We start from the raw sequence: 18,164 nt of genomic DNA, 5'->3' as shown, positions 1-18,164 counted from the left end.
GGCAGGTGCGGCGGCGACCGGCCGCCGCTCACCCCTTGTATAGCTCAGGGACCGGCGCCGGTGTCGGGGTCGGCCGCCGCGGGCGCGTGGGCCGCGCGCGGGGCGCTCCGCGGCCAGGAGCGCTCGGCCTCCCGCGCGGCGTCCACGCAGATGGACGCGACGTGGCGCTGGAAGGCGTCGCGGCGGGCCTCCGCCCGGCAGCGCAGCGAGGAGAAGCCGGAGGCGAAGCCGGCGACGGTGCCGAGCGCGAGCAGCGCGATGGTGATCTGGCGTCGCATCATCGTCTCCTTCACGCCCACCGGCCGTGGGTCCTGTAGGGATCGTCGCCGCGCCACCCGGCCCTGCCGGACCACATGTCGCGGAACGCGGCCGGCCCGATCTCGATGAGATCGGCGAGCTGCTCGCGCTGGCGGTCCTCGAGCACGGCGTGGACCTTCGCGAGCGCGCCGACCGCGGCCTTGCGCAGCGACTCGATGGCCGTGTCGTGGCGCGCGAAGAGCTCGCCGAGGCGCGTCTCGTCGAAGCTCGGGCTCCGCATCGCCGCAGCGACGTCCGCGCGCGTGCCGCGGATCTCGCTCCGCTGGGCCTCTGCGGCGGAGCGGAGCTCGTCGATGGCCGCGACGATGACCTTCTCCTGCGTCGGCGTGGTGCCGAGCCGATCGAAGAGGAAGGACAGGAAGAAGCGACGGCGGAAGCCGTGCCCCCCGAAGCCGCGCCGCCCGAAGAAGCGCGATCCAGCGCCCCAGGGCGCACCGCAGTCCCCCCTGTAGCCGCGCTTCAGCGTCATGAAGAGGCCTATCAGACAGGCCGTTCCAACCACGAATCCGAACATGATGAGTACCCTCCGTGAGCGTCTCCGCCGTCGATCCGTGCACGGGGCATGTGCGCGCGGCTTCGGCTCGTCCGAACGCGGGCGCCGCCCCGGGCAGCAACGACCGGAGCCGCAGACGCGCGGCTCCGGGACACCTCGAAGCTGCGCAGCGCGTGTGAAGGATGTTCAGGAGCGTGTGTGAAGAAGCATGAAGATCGCCGCGGGCAGCGCGGCCCCATGACGGAGCGGCGCGCCCGGCTGGTGCGGAGCGGCGCGCCCAGCTGCAGAGCGGCGCGCCCAGCGGGTGCGGAGCGGCGCGCCATCCACTCGCGGACGGCGCTTCGCGCTCCGGCGGCCCTACTTCACCGACTCGACGTCGCCGATGTCGTCGAGGTCGTCCTTGGATTTCCCGTCGCCCGACGTCGCCCACGGATTCGTGCGCTCGCTCTCGGGTGCGCCGCCTTCTCCGCCGTCGTCGTCTTCCTCCTCTTCGAGGTCGTCGAGCGACTCGACCTTGGCCCCGGCCGGCGAGGCGCTCGGCGCAGGAGGCGTCGAGGCGCGCACCGCCGGGGGCGGGGGCGGCGTCGATGCGCGCGGCGCCGGGGGCGGGGGCGGCGTCGACGCGCGCACCGCCGGAGGGGGCGGCGTCGATGCGCGGGCCGACGAGGTGCCAGGGTCGCTCGGGAGCCTGCTGCGCGACGGCTCACCCCCCTGCAGCGACACCGACGCCGCGGCGGCGCCCGCAGCGGCGGGCGGCCTGGCGGCGATCGCGCTCGGCGGCGTGACGCTGCCGCCGGCCTTCGGCCCCGCGGGGGAGCCGGCCGGCGGGCTGCTCACCGACGCCGCGAGGCCTCCCGGCGGCGAGCCGGACGCCCCGGAGGGCGCGGCGCTCGCGGCCTTGCCGGCCTGACCCGCGTCGGGCGCGCCGCCGGGCGAGCCGGAGGCAGGCGCCGACACGGGCCCGCCGCCGGACGACACGGGGGCCGGCGCCGACACGGGCCCGCCGGACGCCGACACCGCCGGCTTCGACACGGGACCGCCGTTGGATGGGACGGGAGCAGAGGCCCCCGGCGCCGATGCGGACGCCGCGCCGCCCGGCGGCGCGGCAGCGGGCGCGCCGCCGCGGCCGGACGAGAGCTCCACCGGCGCCGCCCCCTTCGGCGTGGCGGCCCGCGGCCCATCGAAGCGCATCGCCTTCTGCGCGAGCTGCACCACGGGGAGGATGTCGCGCGGCGGGATGTTCGCGGCGATGACGTCCGGCCCGGCGATCGCGAGCTCACCGTCGGCGTGGAACGGCACGCCCGGGCGCTCGCGCTCCTGCTTGAGCCGCGCGTTGTCGATGGCGACGCGGATCTCGAGCGGGATGCGGGTCTGCCACAGCCGACCGTCGATCGCCGTGCGCACGTCCCACGGCGTCAGGATCGGCGTCCTGCCGATGCCCTCGAACGGGCTGCGATCCGCGAGCAGCGCCTTGAGCAGCCACGCGACGATCTCCTGGAGCTGCGGCGTGTCCTGATCCCACGGCACCGAGTCCCGGAAGAACTGCCAGTAGCCGCCGGCCGGGCCGTACACAGCGAGATCGCGCGGATCGAACGCGTCCTCGAACGCGCGCGGGGTGATGTCGCTCTCGTCGATGACGGAGTCGATGAGCGCGCCCTGGAAGTCGGGCGTCTTGCGGCGGGCGGCCTTGGGCGAGAGGCCGGTGAGGGACGTCGTGATCTGCTGGCGCACGTCGCTCCGCTCGCGGAACCAGCCCATCCGCTCGACCGCGCCGAACTGCTCGCGCAGCTTGACCGGCGTCCACCACGGCAGATCGAGCTCGCGCAGCCGCGCGATCAGCTCGGCCACGAGCTGCAGCGCCGGCTCGCTCGCGAGGTGCACGCGCGCCTCTCTCCTCAGCGTCTCGTCATCCTTGCTCTCGGGATCCCGGTGCTGCAGCGATCGCTCCGCCATGGTTCCTCCGTGCTCCCCCGGCCGCACTGCTCAATACCAGAACCGGATCCGCGGCGGACAGCCAGCCCACGCGCGTCCGCGAAGAGCGATCTACGCGCCGCGGCGCCGCGCTCGACGCGACACGGCGCGCGCCTTCAGCGGACCGTCAGGATGTCGTTCTGCAATGCCACGCGAACAGCCCATCCGCGTGGCCGGGCCAAGCGCCCGGGATCACCCGACCACGCCGCGCGCCGCCTTGGGCCTCGGCGCTGCGTCGATCCGGGCTAGGCTCTCGCGGCCATGCACGAGGACGGGGGAAGGGGCGCGCCCGAGCGCGCCGCGCGAGGGGTCGAGCTGTGGGAGCGCGGCGGGCGCGGGCTCTCGCCGTGGGCGCGACGCGTCGCGTGGGCCGCCGCCGAGGCGATGCTCTGCGACGAGGACGAGCGCGGGGAGCTCGCCCCGCCGGGCGCCGAGGTGTGCGAGCGCGCGGTCGCCGCGCTGGATCTCTCGCTCGAGCACGGCACCCCCGAGACCCGGCGCGCTTTCGGGCTGCTGGCCGTCTGCCTCGAGCTCTTGCCGCCCTTCGTGATCGGCGCCTTCGGCCGGATGAGCCGGCTCTCGCTCGGCCGGCGGCTCGCGTACCTGGAGGCGCTCGAGTCGAGCCGCTCCGGGCTCCTCGCGATGCTGCTCCTCGCCTTCAAGGTGCCGATGTGCATGGCCGCCTTCGAGGAGGGCGCGGAGCTCGCGCTGACGGGCTTCGACCGCGAGAGCACCGCGGCGCGGCGCAGGCTGCCCGGGCTCGGCGCCGGGGGCCGCGCGTGAACGGCGGCATCGCGTCGAGCGAGCCGATCGTCAGCGGGCGCGACCTGCCGGCGGGGTTCGACGAGCCATGCGACGTCGTCGTGGTCGGCTCCGGCGCCGGCGGCGCGGTCGTCGCGGCGCTGCTCGCCGAGGCGGGGCGGCGCGTGATCGTGCTGGAGGAGGGCCCCCACGTTCGCCCTGACGACTACCAGCGCTGGAAGCCCAGCGAGTCGGTGCGGCGGCTGTTCCGCGAGGCCGGGCTGTTCACCGCGCTCGGCGTCGGCCAGACGCCGATGATCTCGCTCACCCTGGGGCGCGCCGTCGGCGGATCGTCGGTGGTGACCGGCGGGGTCTGCTTCCGCATCCCGGGCAGCGTCCACGCGCGATGGACGCGCGACCTCGGCCTCGACGAGCTCTCGGAGCGCGCCCTCGAGGCGGCGTACGAGAGCGTCGAGCAGCGGCTGGAGGTCCGCGAGGTCCCCGAGGCGCTGCGCTCCGCCTCGACGGCGCGGCTCGTCGAGGGCGCGAGGCGGCTCGGCATCCCGATGCGCCCGCTCCGCCGCAACACCGGCGGCGCGTGCGAGGGCAACGGCCGGTGCAACTTCACCTGCCCCGCCGGGGCGAAGCGCTCGGTCGACGTCGCCTACCTGCCGTCGGCGACAGCGCGAGGCGCGCGCGTGGTCGCCGACGCGCTGGTCGAGCGGATCGCCGTGAAGCGCGGGCGCGCCGTCGGCGTCGAGGGGAGGCTGCTCGGCGGCGAGCCCGGCGCCCCGCCGCGCCGCTTCCGGGTGCGCGCGAAGGCCGTGGTCGCCGCGTGCGGCACGCTGCACACGCCGCTGCTCCTCCGCGCGACGGGCGCGTTCGGGGCGAGCTCCGGGCTCGGCGACGGCGTGACGCTGCACCCCGCGGTGCGCGTGGTCGCGCGGTTCGACGACGCGCTGAACGGCTGGGACGGCGCGCTCCAGAGCGTCTACTCCGACCACTTCGACGCCGAGGGGATCAAGCTCGTCGGCGTCTACTCGGCGGTGAACGTGCTCGCGGCGGGCCTGCCAGGCGTCGGGTCCGCGCTGCGGCGGCGGGCCTCCGCGCTGTCGCGCTGCGCCGTCTTCGGCGCCATGATCCACGACGAGGGCGGCGGCCGCGTCCGCCCCGGCCCCGGCCGGGAGCCGCTCGTCTCTTACGCGATGGCGCCGCGGGACCTCGCGCGGCTCCGCCGTTCCATCACGATCCTCAGCGAGATGGCGCTCGCCGCCGGCGCGCGCGAGGTCTACACCGCGCTGCTCGGCGCGCCGCCGGTCACGTCGATGGACGCCGCGCGCGCCGCCGAGCGCGCTCCCATCGACGCGCGCCGCATCGAGTGCATGGCGTTCCACCCGCTCGGGAGCGCGCGGGTGGCGAACGATCCGCGGCGCGGGATCGTCGATCAGAGCGGCGAGTGCTTCGCGCTGCCGGGGCTCTTCGTCGCCGACGGCTCGATCCTCCCCACGAGCATCGGCGTGAACTCCCAGGTGCCGATCATGGCGATGGCGACGCGCATCGCGTGGCGGATGGCCGAGCGGTTCCCGCGGCTCGCGGCGGCGAGCCCCGCGTAGAGGGGCGCGGCGCGGTGCTACAACGTCGGCCGACGCCGACAGCCGAGGTTCCAGGATGCAAGCGACGATCGATCTCCGCTCCGACACCGTGACCCGACCGACCGCGGCCATGCGCGCCGCCATGGCCGCGGCCGAGGTCGGCGACGACGTGTACCGGGAGGACCCCACCGTGCGGGCGCTCGAGGAGCGCGTCGCGGAGCTCACGGGCAAGGAGGCCGCGCTGTTCGTGCCGAGCGGGACGATGGGCAACCAGATCGCGCTCCTCTGCCACACCCAGCGCGGCGACGAGGTGATCGTGGGCGAGGGCGCGCACTGCGCGTTCTACGAGAGCGGCGCCGCCCCCGCCTGGAGCGGCGTGCAGTTCGCCTTCGCCGGGCGCGGCGGCCTGTTCACGGCGGCCGACGTCGAGGACGCGATCAAGCCGCCGCAGTACTACCTCCCGCGCACGCGCCTCGTCGCGATCGAGAACACCCACAACCGCGCGGGCGGCCGGGTCTTTCCGCAGGAGGACGTGCTCGCCATCGCGTCGGTCGCGCGCGCGCACGGGCTCGCGCTGCACCTCGACGGGGCGCGCCTCTGGAACGCGGCGGTCGCCGCCGGCCGGACGCCCGCCGAGCTCGCCGCGCCGTTCGACACGGTGAGCGTCTGCTTCTCGAAGGGCCTCGGCGCGCCCGTCGGCTCCGCGCTGTGCGGCAGCGCCGACGTGGTCCGCGCCGCGCTGCGCTTCCGGAAGATGCTCGGCGGCGGCATGCGGCAGGCCGGCGTGCTCGCGGCCGCCGCCCTGTACGCGCTCGCGCACCACCAGGGCCGGATCGCCGAGGACCACGAGGCCGCGCGCGCCATCGCGCGGGCGATGCGCGCGGCGGCGCTCCACGCGGCGGCGCCCGCGACGATCGAGGAGCCCGAGACGAACATCCTCTACATCGAGACGCCCGGCATCCCGGCCGAGCGGCTCGTCGAGGCCGCGCGACGGCGCGGCGTGCTCGTGGGGGCGACGGGCCGGAGCGCCGTCCGCGCCGTGACCCACCTCGATCTCGCGCCGGAGCAGGTCGCGCCCGCGGCGAGCGCCCTCGCCGAGGCGCTCGCCGAGGTGCTGGCGCAGCCGCGCGATCGCGGCGCCGAGGGCGCGCGCGCATGAGCGGCCGCCGCACGAACGCCCCCGCGCCGGCGATCGCCCTCGCGATCGCCGCGCTGCTCGGCCCTGCGTGCGCGCCGGCGCTCGGCGACGCCTACCTCGCCGCGATGACCGCCGGCGAGCGCGCCTACCACGCGGGGCGCTACCGCGAGGCGGCCCGCTCGTTCGACGACGCCGCGTCGCAGGCGCTGCGCGTGAAGGACCGCGACGAGGCGCGCCTCATGCAGGCGCGCTCGTTCGAGCGTGAGGAGTCCTGGGGCGAGGCGCGCGCGTCGTACGAGCGGCTGCTCGCCGACTCGCCGCGCGGGCCGCGCTCGGAGCGCGCGGAGTTCGAGCTCGCCGATCTCGCGATCGAGCACGGCGACGCGGACGCGGGCTACGCGATGCTGCTGACGGCGACGCTCCGCCACCCGTCGCACGGGCTCGCGCGCAACGCGCTGAAGCGGCTCATCCGGCGCGAAGAGGAGCGCGCCGGCGCGGCGGGCGCGCTCGCGTGGCTGCGGCAGCGCGGCCCCGCGCTCCGCGGGACGGAGCTCGATCAGGACGTCGCCTACCACACCGCGCTCCTCCTGGAGCGGAGCGGCGATCGCGAGGCCGCGCTGCGCGCGCTCGTCGCCGCCGCGCGCGCGCACCCGTACCCCGTCGGCAGCTTGACGGACGACGCCCTGTTCCACGCGGCGGAGCTCGCCGCGTCCCTCGGGCGCCCCGAGGAGGCCATCGGCTACCTGAGGGAGATGCTCTCCGCGCGCGAGCCGGCCGTCACCGGCAGCTACGACCGCGGGAAGTTCGACGACGCGCAGCTCGAGATCGCGCGCCTCTACCGCGACGCGCTCGGCGATCGCGCGGCCGCGCGCCGCGAGCTGCACAAGCTCTATACGGACCACCCCGCGTCCATCCTGCGCGACGACGCGCTCTGGGCCGAGGCGAAGCTGTGGCGCGAGGATGGCCGGAGCAAGGAGGCGTGCGCCACCGCAGCCCGGATCGCCCGGGAGCTCCCAGAATCACGCTACGCGCGCTGCGCGCACGCGATATGTCCGTCGCTCCCGGCGGCGCCTCGCCCGTGCGCGGACTACATCCTCCGCGAGCTCGACGAACGGAAGGACCCTTGACGCGGGGACGCCGCGCGGCGCGGTCGCCGCGGCGCGCCGACCGCGCTCAGTCGTCCTCGTCGTCCGCGGGCTCCAGCTCGGCGTCGTCGTCGTCGTCGTCTTCGTCCTCGTCGTCGGCGAGGTCCTCGTCGTCGGCCTCATCGAGGTCGTCGTCGTCCTCGCGCGGCTCGTACTTCAGATCGATGCCGATGTCGCCGAGCTGGGTCTCGAGGAGCTCGAAGAGCTCGTCCACGTCGTCGCCCCCCCACTCGTCGAGCACGTCGGTCAAGAACTCAAAAAAATCACCGCTGTCCAGACGACGCTCGATCTCTTCGACCTGCTCCTCCGAGAACGCCTCGAGGACGTCCTCGCGCAGCGCTTCGGTGTCGCCTTCCTCAACGGCATCCGCCGCAGAGAGGCGGATCTGCTTTACGGCACGCTTGTCGAGGTGAATCTCCATGAAGGTGGCTTCGTTTAGGCGACCCTCGCAGCTGCCGTCAAGCGGCGTATGGTGTCGAGCTTCAAGAGACCGCTCGCCTCCCCCCTCCGTCGCGTCTTTTCCTGGGGGCGCGGCCGGGACGCCGCGGGGCGCGGAGCTGCCCCAGGCGGCCACGCGCTCGCCCACGTCGGAGGTCGGCGCGGGCACGCCGCCAGCGCCCGCGCGGCGGAGGAGCGTTGCCGGCGGCAGATCTCTCGCGTATCTCAAACAACTCGTGCGTTTGCGATCTCCGCCCGGCGCGCTCTCGGCCGCGATCATCGCGGCCGGCGCCCTGCTGTCCTTGACAGCGCGGGCCGCGCCTCCGCACCCCCAGGCCGAGGGCGCCCTCCACGGCGCCGCGCCAGGCGCTCCCGCCGGCGGCCGGACGGGAGGAGGCCCGGGCGAAGGGGCCGAGGACGGCCGCGCCCCGCCCACCGGGAGCGCGCCGCTCCACGCGGCGGGGGACGAGACCGCCGCCGAGCAGGAGCCATCGCTCGCCGTCAAGCCGCGCGTCGAGCTCGCCTCCCGACCGCCGCCGCTGCACGTCGAGTACGTGCAGTACGGCGTCGCCCTCGTGGCGGAGATGAGCCTCGATCCGGGCGCTGCATGCCCGCGCTCGGGGCCCCTCTACGCGTGCATCCTGGGCAGCGGAGGCGGGCTCGCGATCCGCGGCGGATACCGCTCGCCGGGCCCCTGGTACTTCGGCGGCGCGTACCAGTTCACCAAGATGGACTCGAGCAACCTCTACCGGCTTGGAATCTTCCAGCAGCTGCGGGCCGAGATGAGGTACCTGCCAGACATCGGCTACCGGGCGGCTCCGTACTTTTCCGCCGGGATCGGCGGCGTCGCCTACGGGAACGAGTGGGGCGTCGAGACGGGCGGCGCGCTCATCTTCGGCGGCGTCGGGGTCGAGCTGGAGGTCTCGCGCCGCGCGGTGCTCGGCGTCAGCTGCGTGTACCGGCCGGTGCTGCTCGCTGGCTGGAGGGACACGGCGAACTACCAGCGGGCCACCGCCATCGCGCAATTCGTCGGCTTCGAGCTCCTCCTCGAGGTGCGGACCGAGGTCGGCCGGCGCTGAGCGGTTCCCCTGTCCGCTCGAGAGAACGCACCGGCTACTTGACTCGACCGTCGCTCCGCGGTCCCCTCGGCAGCGTGATCTGCGATGTGTGCGGTCGCGACAACGCTGGCGATCTGACGTTCTGTCAGGATTGCGGTCGGCGGCTGAAGGCTCGAGAGGCGCGGGTCGTCCCGCCGACGCCGCCGAGCGGCTTGCCGCAGGTGTCGCTCCCGGCCCTGCCCGCGCCTGCACAGGCCGAGACGCCGCCGCCCGCGAACGACGCCCGCGCGGTCGCCAGGCCGCCGGGGCCTCGCGGCGCGCCGGGGCGCCTTCGCCCGGAGGCGCCCGTGTTCTCCTTCAGCCCGCTCAACTCGGCGAGGACGGAACCGGCGATGCCGGCGGCGCACGGCCGCGCGGAGGGCGCATCGCGCCCGGCGCGCGAGGGCGCCGCGACGCCGGCTGCCGGCGCGCTGGACAGCGCGATCCAGATGGTGCCAGCCCTGCAAGCGCCGAAGGTCACCGAGCGGGGCGACGCGCCCGCGCCTCCCGCGACGCCCTCGATCACCGACGCGATCCTGGGGCTCTCCTGCCCGAACTGCAGCGGGGAGAACCCTCCGGGCTACCGCTTCTGCGTGACGTGCGGCGCGCCGCTGAACAGGAAGGATGGCGGAGCGGCGGCGGGCGCTCCACAGCCGGTGAGCCAGGTGTCGAAGCGCGCCAGGGGAGAGCGCGGCGAGCCAGGCGCCGCGCTCTCCCCTGGCGCGCCGTACATGGCGCCCCCGCCGCACGAGGAGATCGGGACGACCGCGCGAGGTCTCGACGACGTCACGCACGTCACGCACGTCACGCCCCGGCACGCAACTCCGGCGGAGGCCGCGCCGCCGGCGGCCCGCGACGAGCGCTCCGGCGCCGGAGACGCGCAGCAACGGGGCGGCGCGCCGGCCAGGCCGCCTCCGCCCCCGCTGCCACCGGTCGCCCTGCCCCCGGCGCGGCTGACCCCGCCCGCGGCCAGCGGGAGCAGCGCCGACAAGATCGTCGGCTCGCCGGTCGTCGACATCGCGTCCTCGCAGCGGGCGCCCGTCCCGCCGGTCGAGTGCGCGCGCTGTCGCGGTCAGTGCCTGGCGGGCACGCGGTTCTGCAAGTACTGCGGCGCGCCCCTCGAGGGCGAGCGGCCCGCCTCCGAGCGCCCCGCCAGACCCGCCACCGACCGCCCGCAGCCAGCGCCCGCGCTCGCCCCGGACGCCCGGCGCGACCCGCAGCGGCCCCCGCATGCTGCCGAGCCCGCCGGGCCGCTCTCGACCGAGACGGGCAGCGCGCCTCCGCCCTCCCAGCAGCCGCTCGCTCCGCTGCGCGCGTCCCTCTCGGCTCGCCCGCCGGCGTGGGTTCCGGCCGACACCCAGCCGACCCGAGCGCCCGAGGGCAAGCTCATCGTGATCGTCGAAGACGGGACCGAGGGAAAGAGCTTCCCCCTCGCCGGCCCGCAGATCGACATCGGCCGCACCGAGGGGGAGATCCTCCTGGAGGACGACCAGTACGTCTCGCCGCGGCACGCGCGGATCATTCCGCAGGAAGGGTCCTGGGTTCTCCGTGACCTGGGCAGCGTCAACCGCATCTACCTTCGCATCCGGAAGACGCACGCCCTCCGAGATGGCGACTTGCTCCTCCTGGGCCTCGAGGTGTTACAGTTTCAGACCGTGAACGACGGCGAGCGAGGCCTCGGCCATGCCATCCAGCATGGAACGTTGCTGTTTGGCTCGCCCGCCATCCACCGCCGGGCGAGACTCTGCCAGCGGACGGTGGAGGGCGTGATGCGGGACGTGTACCACCTCTACCGGGATGAGACGGTGATCGGACGGGAGACGGGAGACATCGTATTCACGGCCGATCCGTTCCTCTCGCGACGCCACGCCGCCATCCGGAGGAACCCGGCCACGGGGGAGTTCACGCTCAGCGACCTGGACTCGTCGAACGGGACCTACGTCGCCATCCGCGAGGACGTCAGCCTCCTCGATCGCGACTTCGTGCGCATCGGGCAGCACCTGTTCCGCGTGGATCTCACCCGATGAGCGACCAGACCGTCCGCGAAACGCCGACCGAGGCGCTGGAAGTCGAGGGGCTCCCCGGCGCAGCCTCGGCAGGAACCGACTCGAGCAGCCACGCCGGCAAGGCGCTTCATGACTCCCCGCACGGCGCCGCGTCGCTCGAGCCCGGCAAGGCGGGGTCTGTGGAAGCAGGCAAGCCCGTGAACTGGAAGCCCCCGCCGCCCAAGACGCGTCCGGCCGCGAACGCCGCGCAGAAGGCTGGCATCGCCGTGAAGCCCGTGAAGGCGCCCAGCGCATCGAGCCCGGAGAAGGTCGGGCGGAAGCTCCCTCCACCGCCGCGGGTGCGGCTCACCGCGGGCGGGTCACGCGAGGAAGACGCGGATGGAAGCACGACCCGGTCGGACGACCTCGGAGACGCGGTGACCCCCGACGCGCCGCCGGCAGCCGCTCAAGCGCACGCCTCGCTCGCGGCTGCGTCGTACGACGGCGCGCTCGACGAGACCCCCGCCGCGGAGGCCGCCCATGGCGGCGGCGCGGCCGGGCGCTTCGCGGGCGAGGCGCCGGGAGCCGGCGAGCCGGACGAGGGCGGGCAGCGCCCCGACGGCATGGACGGCGCGGCGACACCGCCCGACGAGCCGCGCCGCCCCGAGGTCGTGCTGCGGCTGTTCGGCCGCACCGACGTGGGCCAGGTCCGCGAGCACAACGAGGACAACTTCATCGTCGCGGATCTCACGAACGCGAGCCGCGGCCTGATGGAGATGGACCGCTACCAGGTCGTCGGCGAGCGGGGCGCCCTGCTCGGCGTGTGCGACGGCATGGGCGGCGCCGCGGCCGGCGAGGTCGCGAGCCAGCTCGCGGTCGACATCATCTACCAGCGGATGAGCGCCGCCGGTCCCCCGGAGAACCACGACGAGCTCGCGGCGCGGCTGGTGCAGTCGATCGAGGCGGCGGGCCTCCGGATCTTCAGCGAGGCGAAGCTCGATCGGACCCGGCGAGGGATGGGGACCACCTCGACCATCGCCGCGCTCATGGACGATCACCTGTTCCTCGGGCAGGTCGGCGACAGCCGCGCGTACGTCCTCCGCGGCGATCGGCTCGTGCAGGTGACGCGCGACCAGTCGCTCGTGAACCAGCTCATCGAGGCGGGCCAGCTCACCGAGGAGGAGGCCGAGACCTTCGAGCACAACAACATCATCCTCCAGGCGCTCGGCACCGCGGACTCGGTGCAGGTCGACCTCACCTTCGTGGAGCTCAGGCGGGGCGACACGCTGATGCTCTGTTCCGACGGGCTCTCGGGCATGGTGCGGAACGAGGAGATCCGCGAGGTGCTGCGGACCGTCGACGATCCGATCGAGGCCTGCAAGGTGCTGACGGATCGGGCCAACCAGGCCGGCGGGCACGACAACATCACGGTGGTGGTCGCGAAGTTCGACGGCGACGGGCTCGCGCCGCCGGAGGCCGAGGACATCGAGGACCTCCGCTACCAGAAGTACGCGCTGCCCGAGCACCTCTTGGCGCAGAACGCCGCCGCGTCCGAGCCGGCGCGCAAGGTGAAGGAGCTCGACGAGAAGAAGATCTCGCAGCGCCCCCCCTCGCCGAAGTCGTGGCTCAGCAGCAGCGCCGACAGCGACGTGGACGACGACGGGGACGACTACGACCACGTCGCCTCGCCGCTGCCGGCCGACGACGCGCTGGACGAGCGCAACGCCCGCGCGCCCGTCCAGGGCGACGAGCCGATCATGATCCCGACCGACGGCGCGCCGCAGTGGCTGGTGATCTTGATGATCGTGAGCGCCGTCGCGTGCGTTACCATCGCCGGCTACTACCTGCTTCGTTAGGGTTCGCGCGGCGCACGTGCGCGCGCCTTCCACCGCGATGCTGCGCAGCAACGACAAGCGCGGCCGGCAGACGCCGGCCGCCCCGCAGGAAGAGTGGCCCCCCGGGCGCCCCGACGCGGACGGCCGCGTCGACGTCGAGACCGCGCAGCGCATCGTCAAGGATGCCGTCGTGCAGGCGATGCGGCGCGAGGAGAAGGCGCTCGCGCTCGTGCGCGCCAAGGCGGACGACGCGAGGCGCAAGGTGTCGCGCCACAACCTGCTCCTCGGGCTGGGCGTCGCCGCGGCGCTCGTCGCCGTGGCGGTGGCGTCCGTGGTCACGTACAGGTCGCGCCGGGCGGCCGACGCGCTGGCGCGCGAGGTCGGCCTCGGGATCGCGCCCGCGGCGCGCCCGTCGGGCGCGATCCCGGAGCAGGTACTCTCGGGGCGCGCCATCTTCGAGCAGAACAGGCTGGCGCTCTACGTGATGGGCTACAAGGTGGACAACCGCATCGGCGGTTGCTGCTCGGCGTTCGCCATCGCGCCCGATCTGCTCGCGACGAACGCTCACTGCGTCCGCGACTGCCGCGCCCGCGGCGGCACCTCGATCGTTACGCAGAACGACTCGATGGGGAAGATCCGCTTCCCCATCGTCGCGATGTCGGCCCACCCGGCGTACAAGCCGGGGCAGGCGGGCGCCGGCTCGCCGGACGTCGCCCTGCTCCGGATAACCGGCAAGGCGACGCACACGGTGAAGCTCGCGAACGACGCCGAGCTGCGGGCCATCGGGCCGGGCGACGACGCCTACGTCATCGGCTTCCCTGGTCGCCTGATGGACCCGCTGAGCCCCTCGGCGACGTTCCTGCAGGGCCGCATCGGGCGCGTGACCGGCATCGACGAGGAGGCGACGACGCCGGACCGCGCCGTCCTGATCCAGCACGACGCGGTCACGCGCGGGGGCAACAGCGGGAGCCCCATCTTCAACCAGTACGGGCACGTCATCGGCATCCACGCGGCGCACATCGACGACGAGGACGACGTCACCATCGACGGCCGGAAGGCGACGGTGACGCAGAGCTCGCCGTTCCGCATCGGGATGCGGATTGATCTGCTGAAGGGGGTCCCCGCGCCGTGATGCTGCGCGTCGTACACACGTTCGGGCGCAACGCCGGGTCTGTGGAGCTCCACGACCGGCGCGCGGTGCGCTTCGGTCGAGCGCCGGACAACGACGTCGTCTTCGACCCGAACCACGATCGCGACGCGAGCAGCCACCACGCCGAGGCGCGCCTCGAGACGACGGGCTGGGTGCTCTACGACCTCGACAGCCGCAACGGGACCTACGCGGGCGGGCAGCGGATCAAGCGGCACCCGATCGCGTCGGGCGACGAGATCACGTTCGGCGCCAAGGGCCCGCGGGTGCGGCTGGAGCTCATCGAGCGCCGCACGTCGGGTCCGCCGCCGGCGCACGCCGTGGCGCCTCACCTCTCTCCCGCCGCGGCTTACCCTGCGCCAGTGACGGGCCATCCGGCGCCCGCTGCGTACCCGGTGCCTACTGCGGGCTACCCCGCGCCCGCTGCGTACCCCGCGCCCGCCGCGTACCCCGCGCCCGCTGCGTACCCCGCGCCCGCCGCGTACCCCGCGCCCGCCGCGTACCCCGCGCCCGCTGCCGCCTCCCATGGACACGTCCCGGCCGCGCCGCCGGCCGGCGCGCGGCGGGTCGGCGAGCGGACGATCGCCATGATGATCTCCTCCGCCGTCGCGGCCGCCACGGGGCGCGCGAAGCCCCGCGGCACCGTCGAGATCAACGCCATGCTCCACAAGGAGGTGCACGCCGCGACGGCAGGCCAGCGGCGCACGACCTACATCCTGGCCGCGCTCCTCGTGATCGCGCTCGCCAGCCTCGCCGCGCTCATCGTCTACAACCGCTCCTCCCACGACGAGATCAGCCAGCTGCGGGAGGAGCTCGCGGGCCTCTCGCCGGAGGACCCCCGGCGCAAGGAGATCGAGCGCCGCCTCGGGACGCTCCACCCCTCGAACGCCAACTTCGGGCGCAACCTCCACGACCGCTCCAGGAAGGGGATCTTCATGCTCGCCGCCGGGCGCGAGGGGTTCTGCACGGCGTTCGCGGTGCGGCCCTCCGTCCTCGTGACGAACGCCCACTGCATCACCGCGGCCAAGCGCCGCGGCGGCGCGATCGTGGCGCTCGAGAACGAGGGCCGAGGCCAGATAAGCTTCGCCGTGACCGGCATGCGGACGCACCCGCAGTACCGCGACAGCGCGGATCAGCTCACCCCGGACATCGGCACCGTGACGATCGCGGGGCGCGCGGCCGCCGTGCTCGAGCTCGCGACGCGGGAGGAGCTCGCCGCGGCGGGCGCCGGCGACGACGTGTACCTGATCGGCTTCCCGGAGCGGCTCACGGACACCGCGAACCCCGTCGCCACGTTCCTCGCCGCCAACATCGGCCGGATCACGGGCGCGAACGGCCGGCCCGCGCCCGCGGCGGAGGCATGGCTGATCCAGCACGACGCCCGCAGCACGAGCGGCATGAACGGGAGCCCCATCTTCAACGGCCAGGGCAAGGTCATCGGCATCAACGCCGGCGGTTACCTCGAGGGCAACGACGAGACGATCTCTGGCCAGAAGATGGAGGTGGTAAAGGCCTCCCCCTACAAGTTCGGGATGCGCATCGACCTGCTCGACGCCATCCTGCGCTGACTCCCGGCCGAGAGAGATGCTCCGCCACGCGCTCCGCAGGCTCCTCTGGACGCTGCCGACCCTCGTCGGCGTCTCGCTGCTGACCTTCTTCGTGCTCTCGTTCGTCCCGGATCCGACGGACGACCCGCTCCTCGCCAGCTCGCTCTCCAGCGCGGAGCTCGCGCGGCTCCGCCGGGAGCGCTTCCTCGACCTGCCGCGCTTCATCAACCTGAAGCCGCGCGACGTGCGCCTGCGCGCCCTCGCGGCCGCGCAGGCCATCGCGGCCGGCGGCGACGACGCCGCGGCCGCCGCCGACGAGCTGCGTCGCCTCGGCGGCGCCGCGCTGCCGCACATCCTGCCGCTCGACGCGCTCGCGCCCGAGCCGCGCACCCGCGTCGCGCTCGCGCTCGCGCCCGTCGCGGCGCGGATGGGCCTGCCGCGGGCCGACGACGCCGCGGACCCGGCGCACGCTGTCGCGTTCTGGACGCGCTTCTGGGACGACCGCGGCATCGAGTTCCGGAGCGCGTCGGTGCGGAGCGCCGTGCGGCGCCTGGTCCGCTACGGCTCCGCGTCGCGCGCCGCCGAGCTGCTGGAGCTCGACACGTTCGCCCTGCAGGCGGTGATCGCCGCGCTACAGCCGCCGCGCGACGCCGAGTCGCTCGAGCAGGCGCGCGCCCTCGTCGACGTCGCGGCCCACATCGCGGAGATCGACGACCGGATCGCCCCGGGCGACGACCTCGCGGAGGCCCGCGCGTGCGTCACGCGGTGGAGGTCGTTCTGGAACGTGTACCGCAGCGACTTCGAGGTGTTCACCGGCCCGGCGCAGCTCGCGGCGACCGTGCTCGAGACCCGCTACGGCAAGTGGGCGCTCGGCGCGGTCACCCACCGGCTCGGCGTCGCGGCGACCGGCGAGCCGGTGCTCGACGAGCTCGCGCGGCGCGCGCCCGTCACCCTCGCGCTCGTCTTCGGGGCGATCGCGCTGGCCTACGCCGTGGCGATCCCGCTCGGCGCGCTCAGCGCGGCCTCGCAGGGCCGGCGGAGCGACTCCGCGATCGCGGCCGCCGTGCTCACCGCCGCCGTCCTCCCGACCGCCGTCGTGGCCGTGGCCGCCGTGCTCCTCTCGGGCGGCGCGCGGTCCCTGCTCCTGCCGACGTGCCTCATCGCGCTCTCGCTCGTCGCCGCGCCGGCGCGGCAGCAGCGCGCCGCGCTCGTCGCGATCCTCACGCAGGACTTCGTCCGGGCCGCGCGGGCGCGCGGCGCCGGCGCCGCGCGCGCCATCGCCGTCCACGGGCTCCGCAACGCCGTGCTCCCGGTCGTGACGCTCGCCATGCTCGAGCCGCCGATGGCGCTCGGCGGCGCGTTCGTCGTCGAGCGCGTCTTCGAGCTCCACGGGCTCGGCGAGCTCACGCTCCTCGCCGTGCAGGCGCGCGACGTGAGCTGGCTCATGGCCATCTCGATCGGCGCCGCGGCCATCGCCGCGCTCGGCGTGATCGCGACCGACCTCGCCTATGTGCTCGTCGATCCGCGGCTCGGCCCGGCGGTGCTCTCGCGGAGGAGCGAGGCGTGACCCACGCGACGGCGTTCCTCCGCCGGATGGTCGGCAGCAAGCGCGTCGCCATCGGCGCCGTGCTGCTCGGCGTCCTCGCCCTGCTGGCCATCTTCGCCGAGCTCCTCGCCGCCCCTGCGCCCATCGCCTGCTTCGGGCCGGAAGGCGCGGAGATCCTGCCCGCGGTCACCGAGGGCGCCACGCTCGATTCGCTCACCGAGGCCGAGCTCAGGGTGCGCTTCGAGGGCTTCGCGATCTGGCCGCCCATCCGCTACGGCCCGGAGCAGCGCACCGACGCTGGCCCGAACGCGTCGCCGTCCCTCGACCACCCGCTCGGCACGGACTTCGAGAGCCGCGATCTCGCCGCGCGGCTGATCTACGGCGCGCGCACGGCGCTCGGCCTGTCGCTCAGCGCGGTGCTCGTGGGCATGTTCCTCGGCGTCGTGCTCGGCGGGCTCGCGGGCACGCTGCGCGGCGTCTGGAACGACGGCCTCGTCCGCCTCGTCGAGACGGTCGACACCTTCCCGGCGATCCTCGTCGTGGCCATCGTGCGGGCGATCGAGCGCGAGCCCTCCGCGCTGTCGCTGGTGCTCGCGGTCGCCTTCGTCCGCTGGGCGGAGATCGCGCGCCTCGTGCGCGCCGAGGTGCTGCGCGCGTCGAGCGAGGAGTACGTGATGGCCGCGCGCGCGCTCGGCAGCACCCGGCTGCGCGTCTTCTACCGCCACATCCTCCCGAACGCGCTCGGCCCCGTGATCGTGAGCTCGGTGCTCGGCGTGGCGTCCGTGGTCCTGCTCGAGGCGGCGATCTCGTTCCTCGGGATGGGCGCGCCCGCGCGCGTGGCCTCGTGGGGGGAGACGCTGGGCCAGGCGGCGCGGCACCCGAGCGAGATCCGGCTGCTCGTCTTCCCCGGCGTGCTGCTCCTGGCGACGGTCGGCGGCTCTTACCTCATCGCCGACGCGCTGCGCGACTCCATCGATGCACGCACCGTGCGCGCGCGCGTCCCGCGCTGACGCGCGGGGCGCGGGGGCCGTACGTCCGCGCGCCAGCCGCCGGCCGTGCAGCGCTCTCGCGCGCCGAAATTGCGCGAAATCGCCTTCCTCTCCGCGATCTCGGCGGCGGAGCCCTCGCGCCGCTCGATCTCGCAGGAAAGGCCCGCTATGAATTCGCCCGC

The 18,164-nt window shown here is 74.7% G+C and carries 15 protein-coding genes; 11 read left to right on the top strand and 4 right to left on the bottom strand.

Annotated features, from left to right (window positions below; genetic code table 11):
• Positions 1-44: 44 nt before the first annotated feature.
• The 3 genes from WMF14_RS11825 to WMF14_RS11815 form a co-directional block, all read right to left on the bottom strand.
• Positions 45-281 (bottom strand): hypothetical protein, encoded by a 237-nt coding sequence (locus WMF14_RS11825; RefSeq protein ID WP_272101732.1) that lies wholly within the window; start codon positions 279-281, stop codon positions 45-47.
• Between the two features lie 8 nt (positions 282-289).
• Positions 290-832, bottom strand: a complete 543-nt coding sequence (locus tag WMF14_RS11820; RefSeq protein ID WP_437800926.1) for a Spy/CpxP family protein refolding chaperone — start codon at positions 830-832, stop codon at positions 290-292.
• 336 nt (positions 833-1,168) lie between these two features.
• A complete protein-coding gene (locus tag WMF14_RS11815; protein ID WP_437800924.1) occupies positions 1,169-2,764 on the bottom strand; it encodes a hypothetical protein in 1,596 nt (531 codons plus the stop codon).
• 279 nt (positions 2,765-3,043) lie between these two features.
• On the opposite strand from WMF14_RS11815, the gene WMF14_RS11810 reads away from it, so the two are divergent.
• Genes WMF14_RS11810 through WMF14_RS11795 form a run of 4 tightly spaced genes read left to right on the top strand, consistent with a single transcriptional unit; the run spans position 3,044 to position 7,380 of the window.
• Complete coding sequence (locus WMF14_RS11810) at positions 3,044-3,565, top strand: hypothetical protein (protein WP_437800923.1); 522 nt, start codon at positions 3,044-3,046, stop codon at positions 3,563-3,565.
• A complete protein-coding gene (locus tag WMF14_RS11805; protein WP_437800922.1) occupies positions 3,562-5,136 on the top strand; it encodes a GMC family oxidoreductase N-terminal domain-containing protein in 1,575 nt (524 codons plus the stop codon). Before WMF14_RS11810 ends, WMF14_RS11805 begins: the two co-directional genes overlap by 4 nt.
• A 55-nt stretch (positions 5,137-5,191) precedes the next feature.
• Entirely contained in the window at positions 5,192-6,274 is a 1,083-nt protein-coding gene (ltaE, locus tag WMF14_RS11800; protein WP_437800920.1) for a low-specificity L-threonine aldolase, read from the top strand.
• Entirely contained in the window at positions 6,271-7,380 is a 1,110-nt protein-coding gene (locus WMF14_RS11795) for a tetratricopeptide repeat protein (RefSeq protein WP_437800918.1), read from the top strand. The genes ltaE and WMF14_RS11795 overlap by 4 nt, the downstream gene beginning before the upstream one ends.
• Positions 7,381-7,426: 46 nt before the next feature.
• Here the strand turns inward: WMF14_RS11795 and WMF14_RS11790 are convergent, their stop codons facing one another.
• Positions 7,427-7,819 carry a hypothetical protein gene (locus WMF14_RS11790; protein ID WP_437800916.1) on the bottom strand — a complete coding sequence of 131 codons (393 nt, stop codon included), beginning with the start codon at positions 7,817-7,819 and terminating at the stop codon, positions 7,427-7,429.
• Positions 7,820-8,072: 253 nt separating this feature from the next.
• On the opposite strand from WMF14_RS11790, the gene WMF14_RS11785 reads away from it, so the two are divergent.
• The 7 genes from WMF14_RS11785 to WMF14_RS11755 are packed head-to-tail and all read left to right on the top strand — an operon-like array spanning position 8,073 to position 18,003.
• The gene (locus WMF14_RS11785) at positions 8,073-8,915 is read left to right on the top strand and encodes a hypothetical protein (protein WP_437800914.1); all 843 of its coding nucleotides are present in this window, start codon (positions 8,073-8,075) and stop codon (positions 8,913-8,915) included.
• Positions 8,916-8,953: 38 nt separating this feature from the next.
• Entirely contained in the window at positions 8,954-10,960 is a 2,007-nt protein-coding gene (locus WMF14_RS11780; RefSeq protein ID WP_437800912.1) for an FHA domain-containing protein, read from the top strand.
• Positions 10,957-12,774, top strand: a complete 1,818-nt coding sequence (locus tag WMF14_RS11775) for a Stp1/IreP family PP2C-type Ser/Thr phosphatase (RefSeq protein WP_437800910.1) — start codon at positions 10,957-10,959, stop codon at positions 12,772-12,774. The genes WMF14_RS11780 and WMF14_RS11775 overlap by 4 nt, the downstream gene beginning before the upstream one ends.
• Before the next feature lie 16 nt (positions 12,775-12,790).
• On the top strand, positions 12,791-13,885 hold the full coding sequence (locus tag WMF14_RS11770; protein ID WP_437800908.1) for a S1 family peptidase: 1,095 nt from the start codon (positions 12,791-12,793) through the stop codon (positions 13,883-13,885).
• Positions 13,885-15,468, top strand: coding sequence for an FHA domain-containing protein (locus tag WMF14_RS11765; protein WP_437804187.1), 1,584 nt, complete (start codon positions 13,885-13,887; stop codon positions 15,466-15,468). Before WMF14_RS11770 ends, WMF14_RS11765 begins: the two co-directional genes overlap by 1 nt.
• Before the next feature lie 16 nt (positions 15,469-15,484).
• Positions 15,485-17,014, top strand: a complete 1,530-nt coding sequence (locus WMF14_RS11760) for an ABC transporter permease subunit (RefSeq protein WP_272101719.1) — start codon at positions 15,485-15,487, stop codon at positions 17,012-17,014.
• Positions 17,011-18,003, top strand: coding sequence for an ABC transporter permease (locus WMF14_RS11755; protein ID WP_272101718.1), 993 nt, complete (start codon positions 17,011-17,013; stop codon positions 18,001-18,003). The genes WMF14_RS11760 and WMF14_RS11755 overlap by 4 nt, the downstream gene beginning before the upstream one ends.
• Positions 18,004-18,164 lie beyond the last annotated feature (161 nt).

Source organism: Sorangium sp. So ce693, from assembly GCF_051521375.1.
GTDB lineage: Bacteria > Myxococcota_A > Polyangia > Polyangiales > Polyangiaceae > Sorangium > Sorangium atrum.
This window is presented reverse-complemented; position numbering and strand designations above follow the sequence as displayed.

Excerpts from the sequence above, each read along its gene's own strand:
- WMF14_RS11825 (WP_272101732.1), bottom strand. The coding sequence starts at position 281 with ATGATGCGACGCCAGATCACCATCGCGCTGCTCGCGCTCGGCACCGTC.
- WMF14_RS11820 (WP_437800926.1), bottom strand. The coding sequence starts at position 832 with ATGTTCGGATTCGTGGTTGGAACGGCCTGTCTGATAGGCCTCTTCATG.
- WMF14_RS11815 (WP_437800924.1), bottom strand. The coding sequence starts at position 2,764 with ATGGCGGAGCGATCGCTGCAGCACCGGGATCCCGAGAGCAAGGATGAC.
- WMF14_RS11810 (WP_437800923.1), top strand. The coding sequence starts at position 3,044 with ATGCACGAGGACGGGGGAAGGGGCGCGCCCGAGCGCGCCGCGCGAGGG.
- ltaE (WP_437800920.1), top strand. The coding sequence starts at position 5,192 with ATGCAAGCGACGATCGATCTCCGCTCCGACACCGTGACCCGACCGACC.
- WMF14_RS11795 (WP_437800918.1), top strand. The coding sequence starts at position 6,271 with ATGAGCGGCCGCCGCACGAACGCCCCCGCGCCGGCGATCGCCCTCGCG.
- WMF14_RS11790 (WP_437800916.1), bottom strand. The coding sequence starts at position 7,819 with ATGGAGATTCACCTCGACAAGCGTGCCGTAAAGCAGATCCGCCTCTCT.
- WMF14_RS11775 (WP_437800910.1), top strand. The coding sequence starts at position 10,957 with ATGAGCGACCAGACCGTCCGCGAAACGCCGACCGAGGCGCTGGAAGTC.
- WMF14_RS11765 (WP_437804187.1), top strand. The coding sequence starts at position 13,885 with ATGCTGCGCGTCGTACACACGTTCGGGCGCAACGCCGGGTCTGTGGAG.
- WMF14_RS11760 (WP_272101719.1), top strand. The coding sequence starts at position 15,485 with ATGCTCCGCCACGCGCTCCGCAGGCTCCTCTGGACGCTGCCGACCCTC.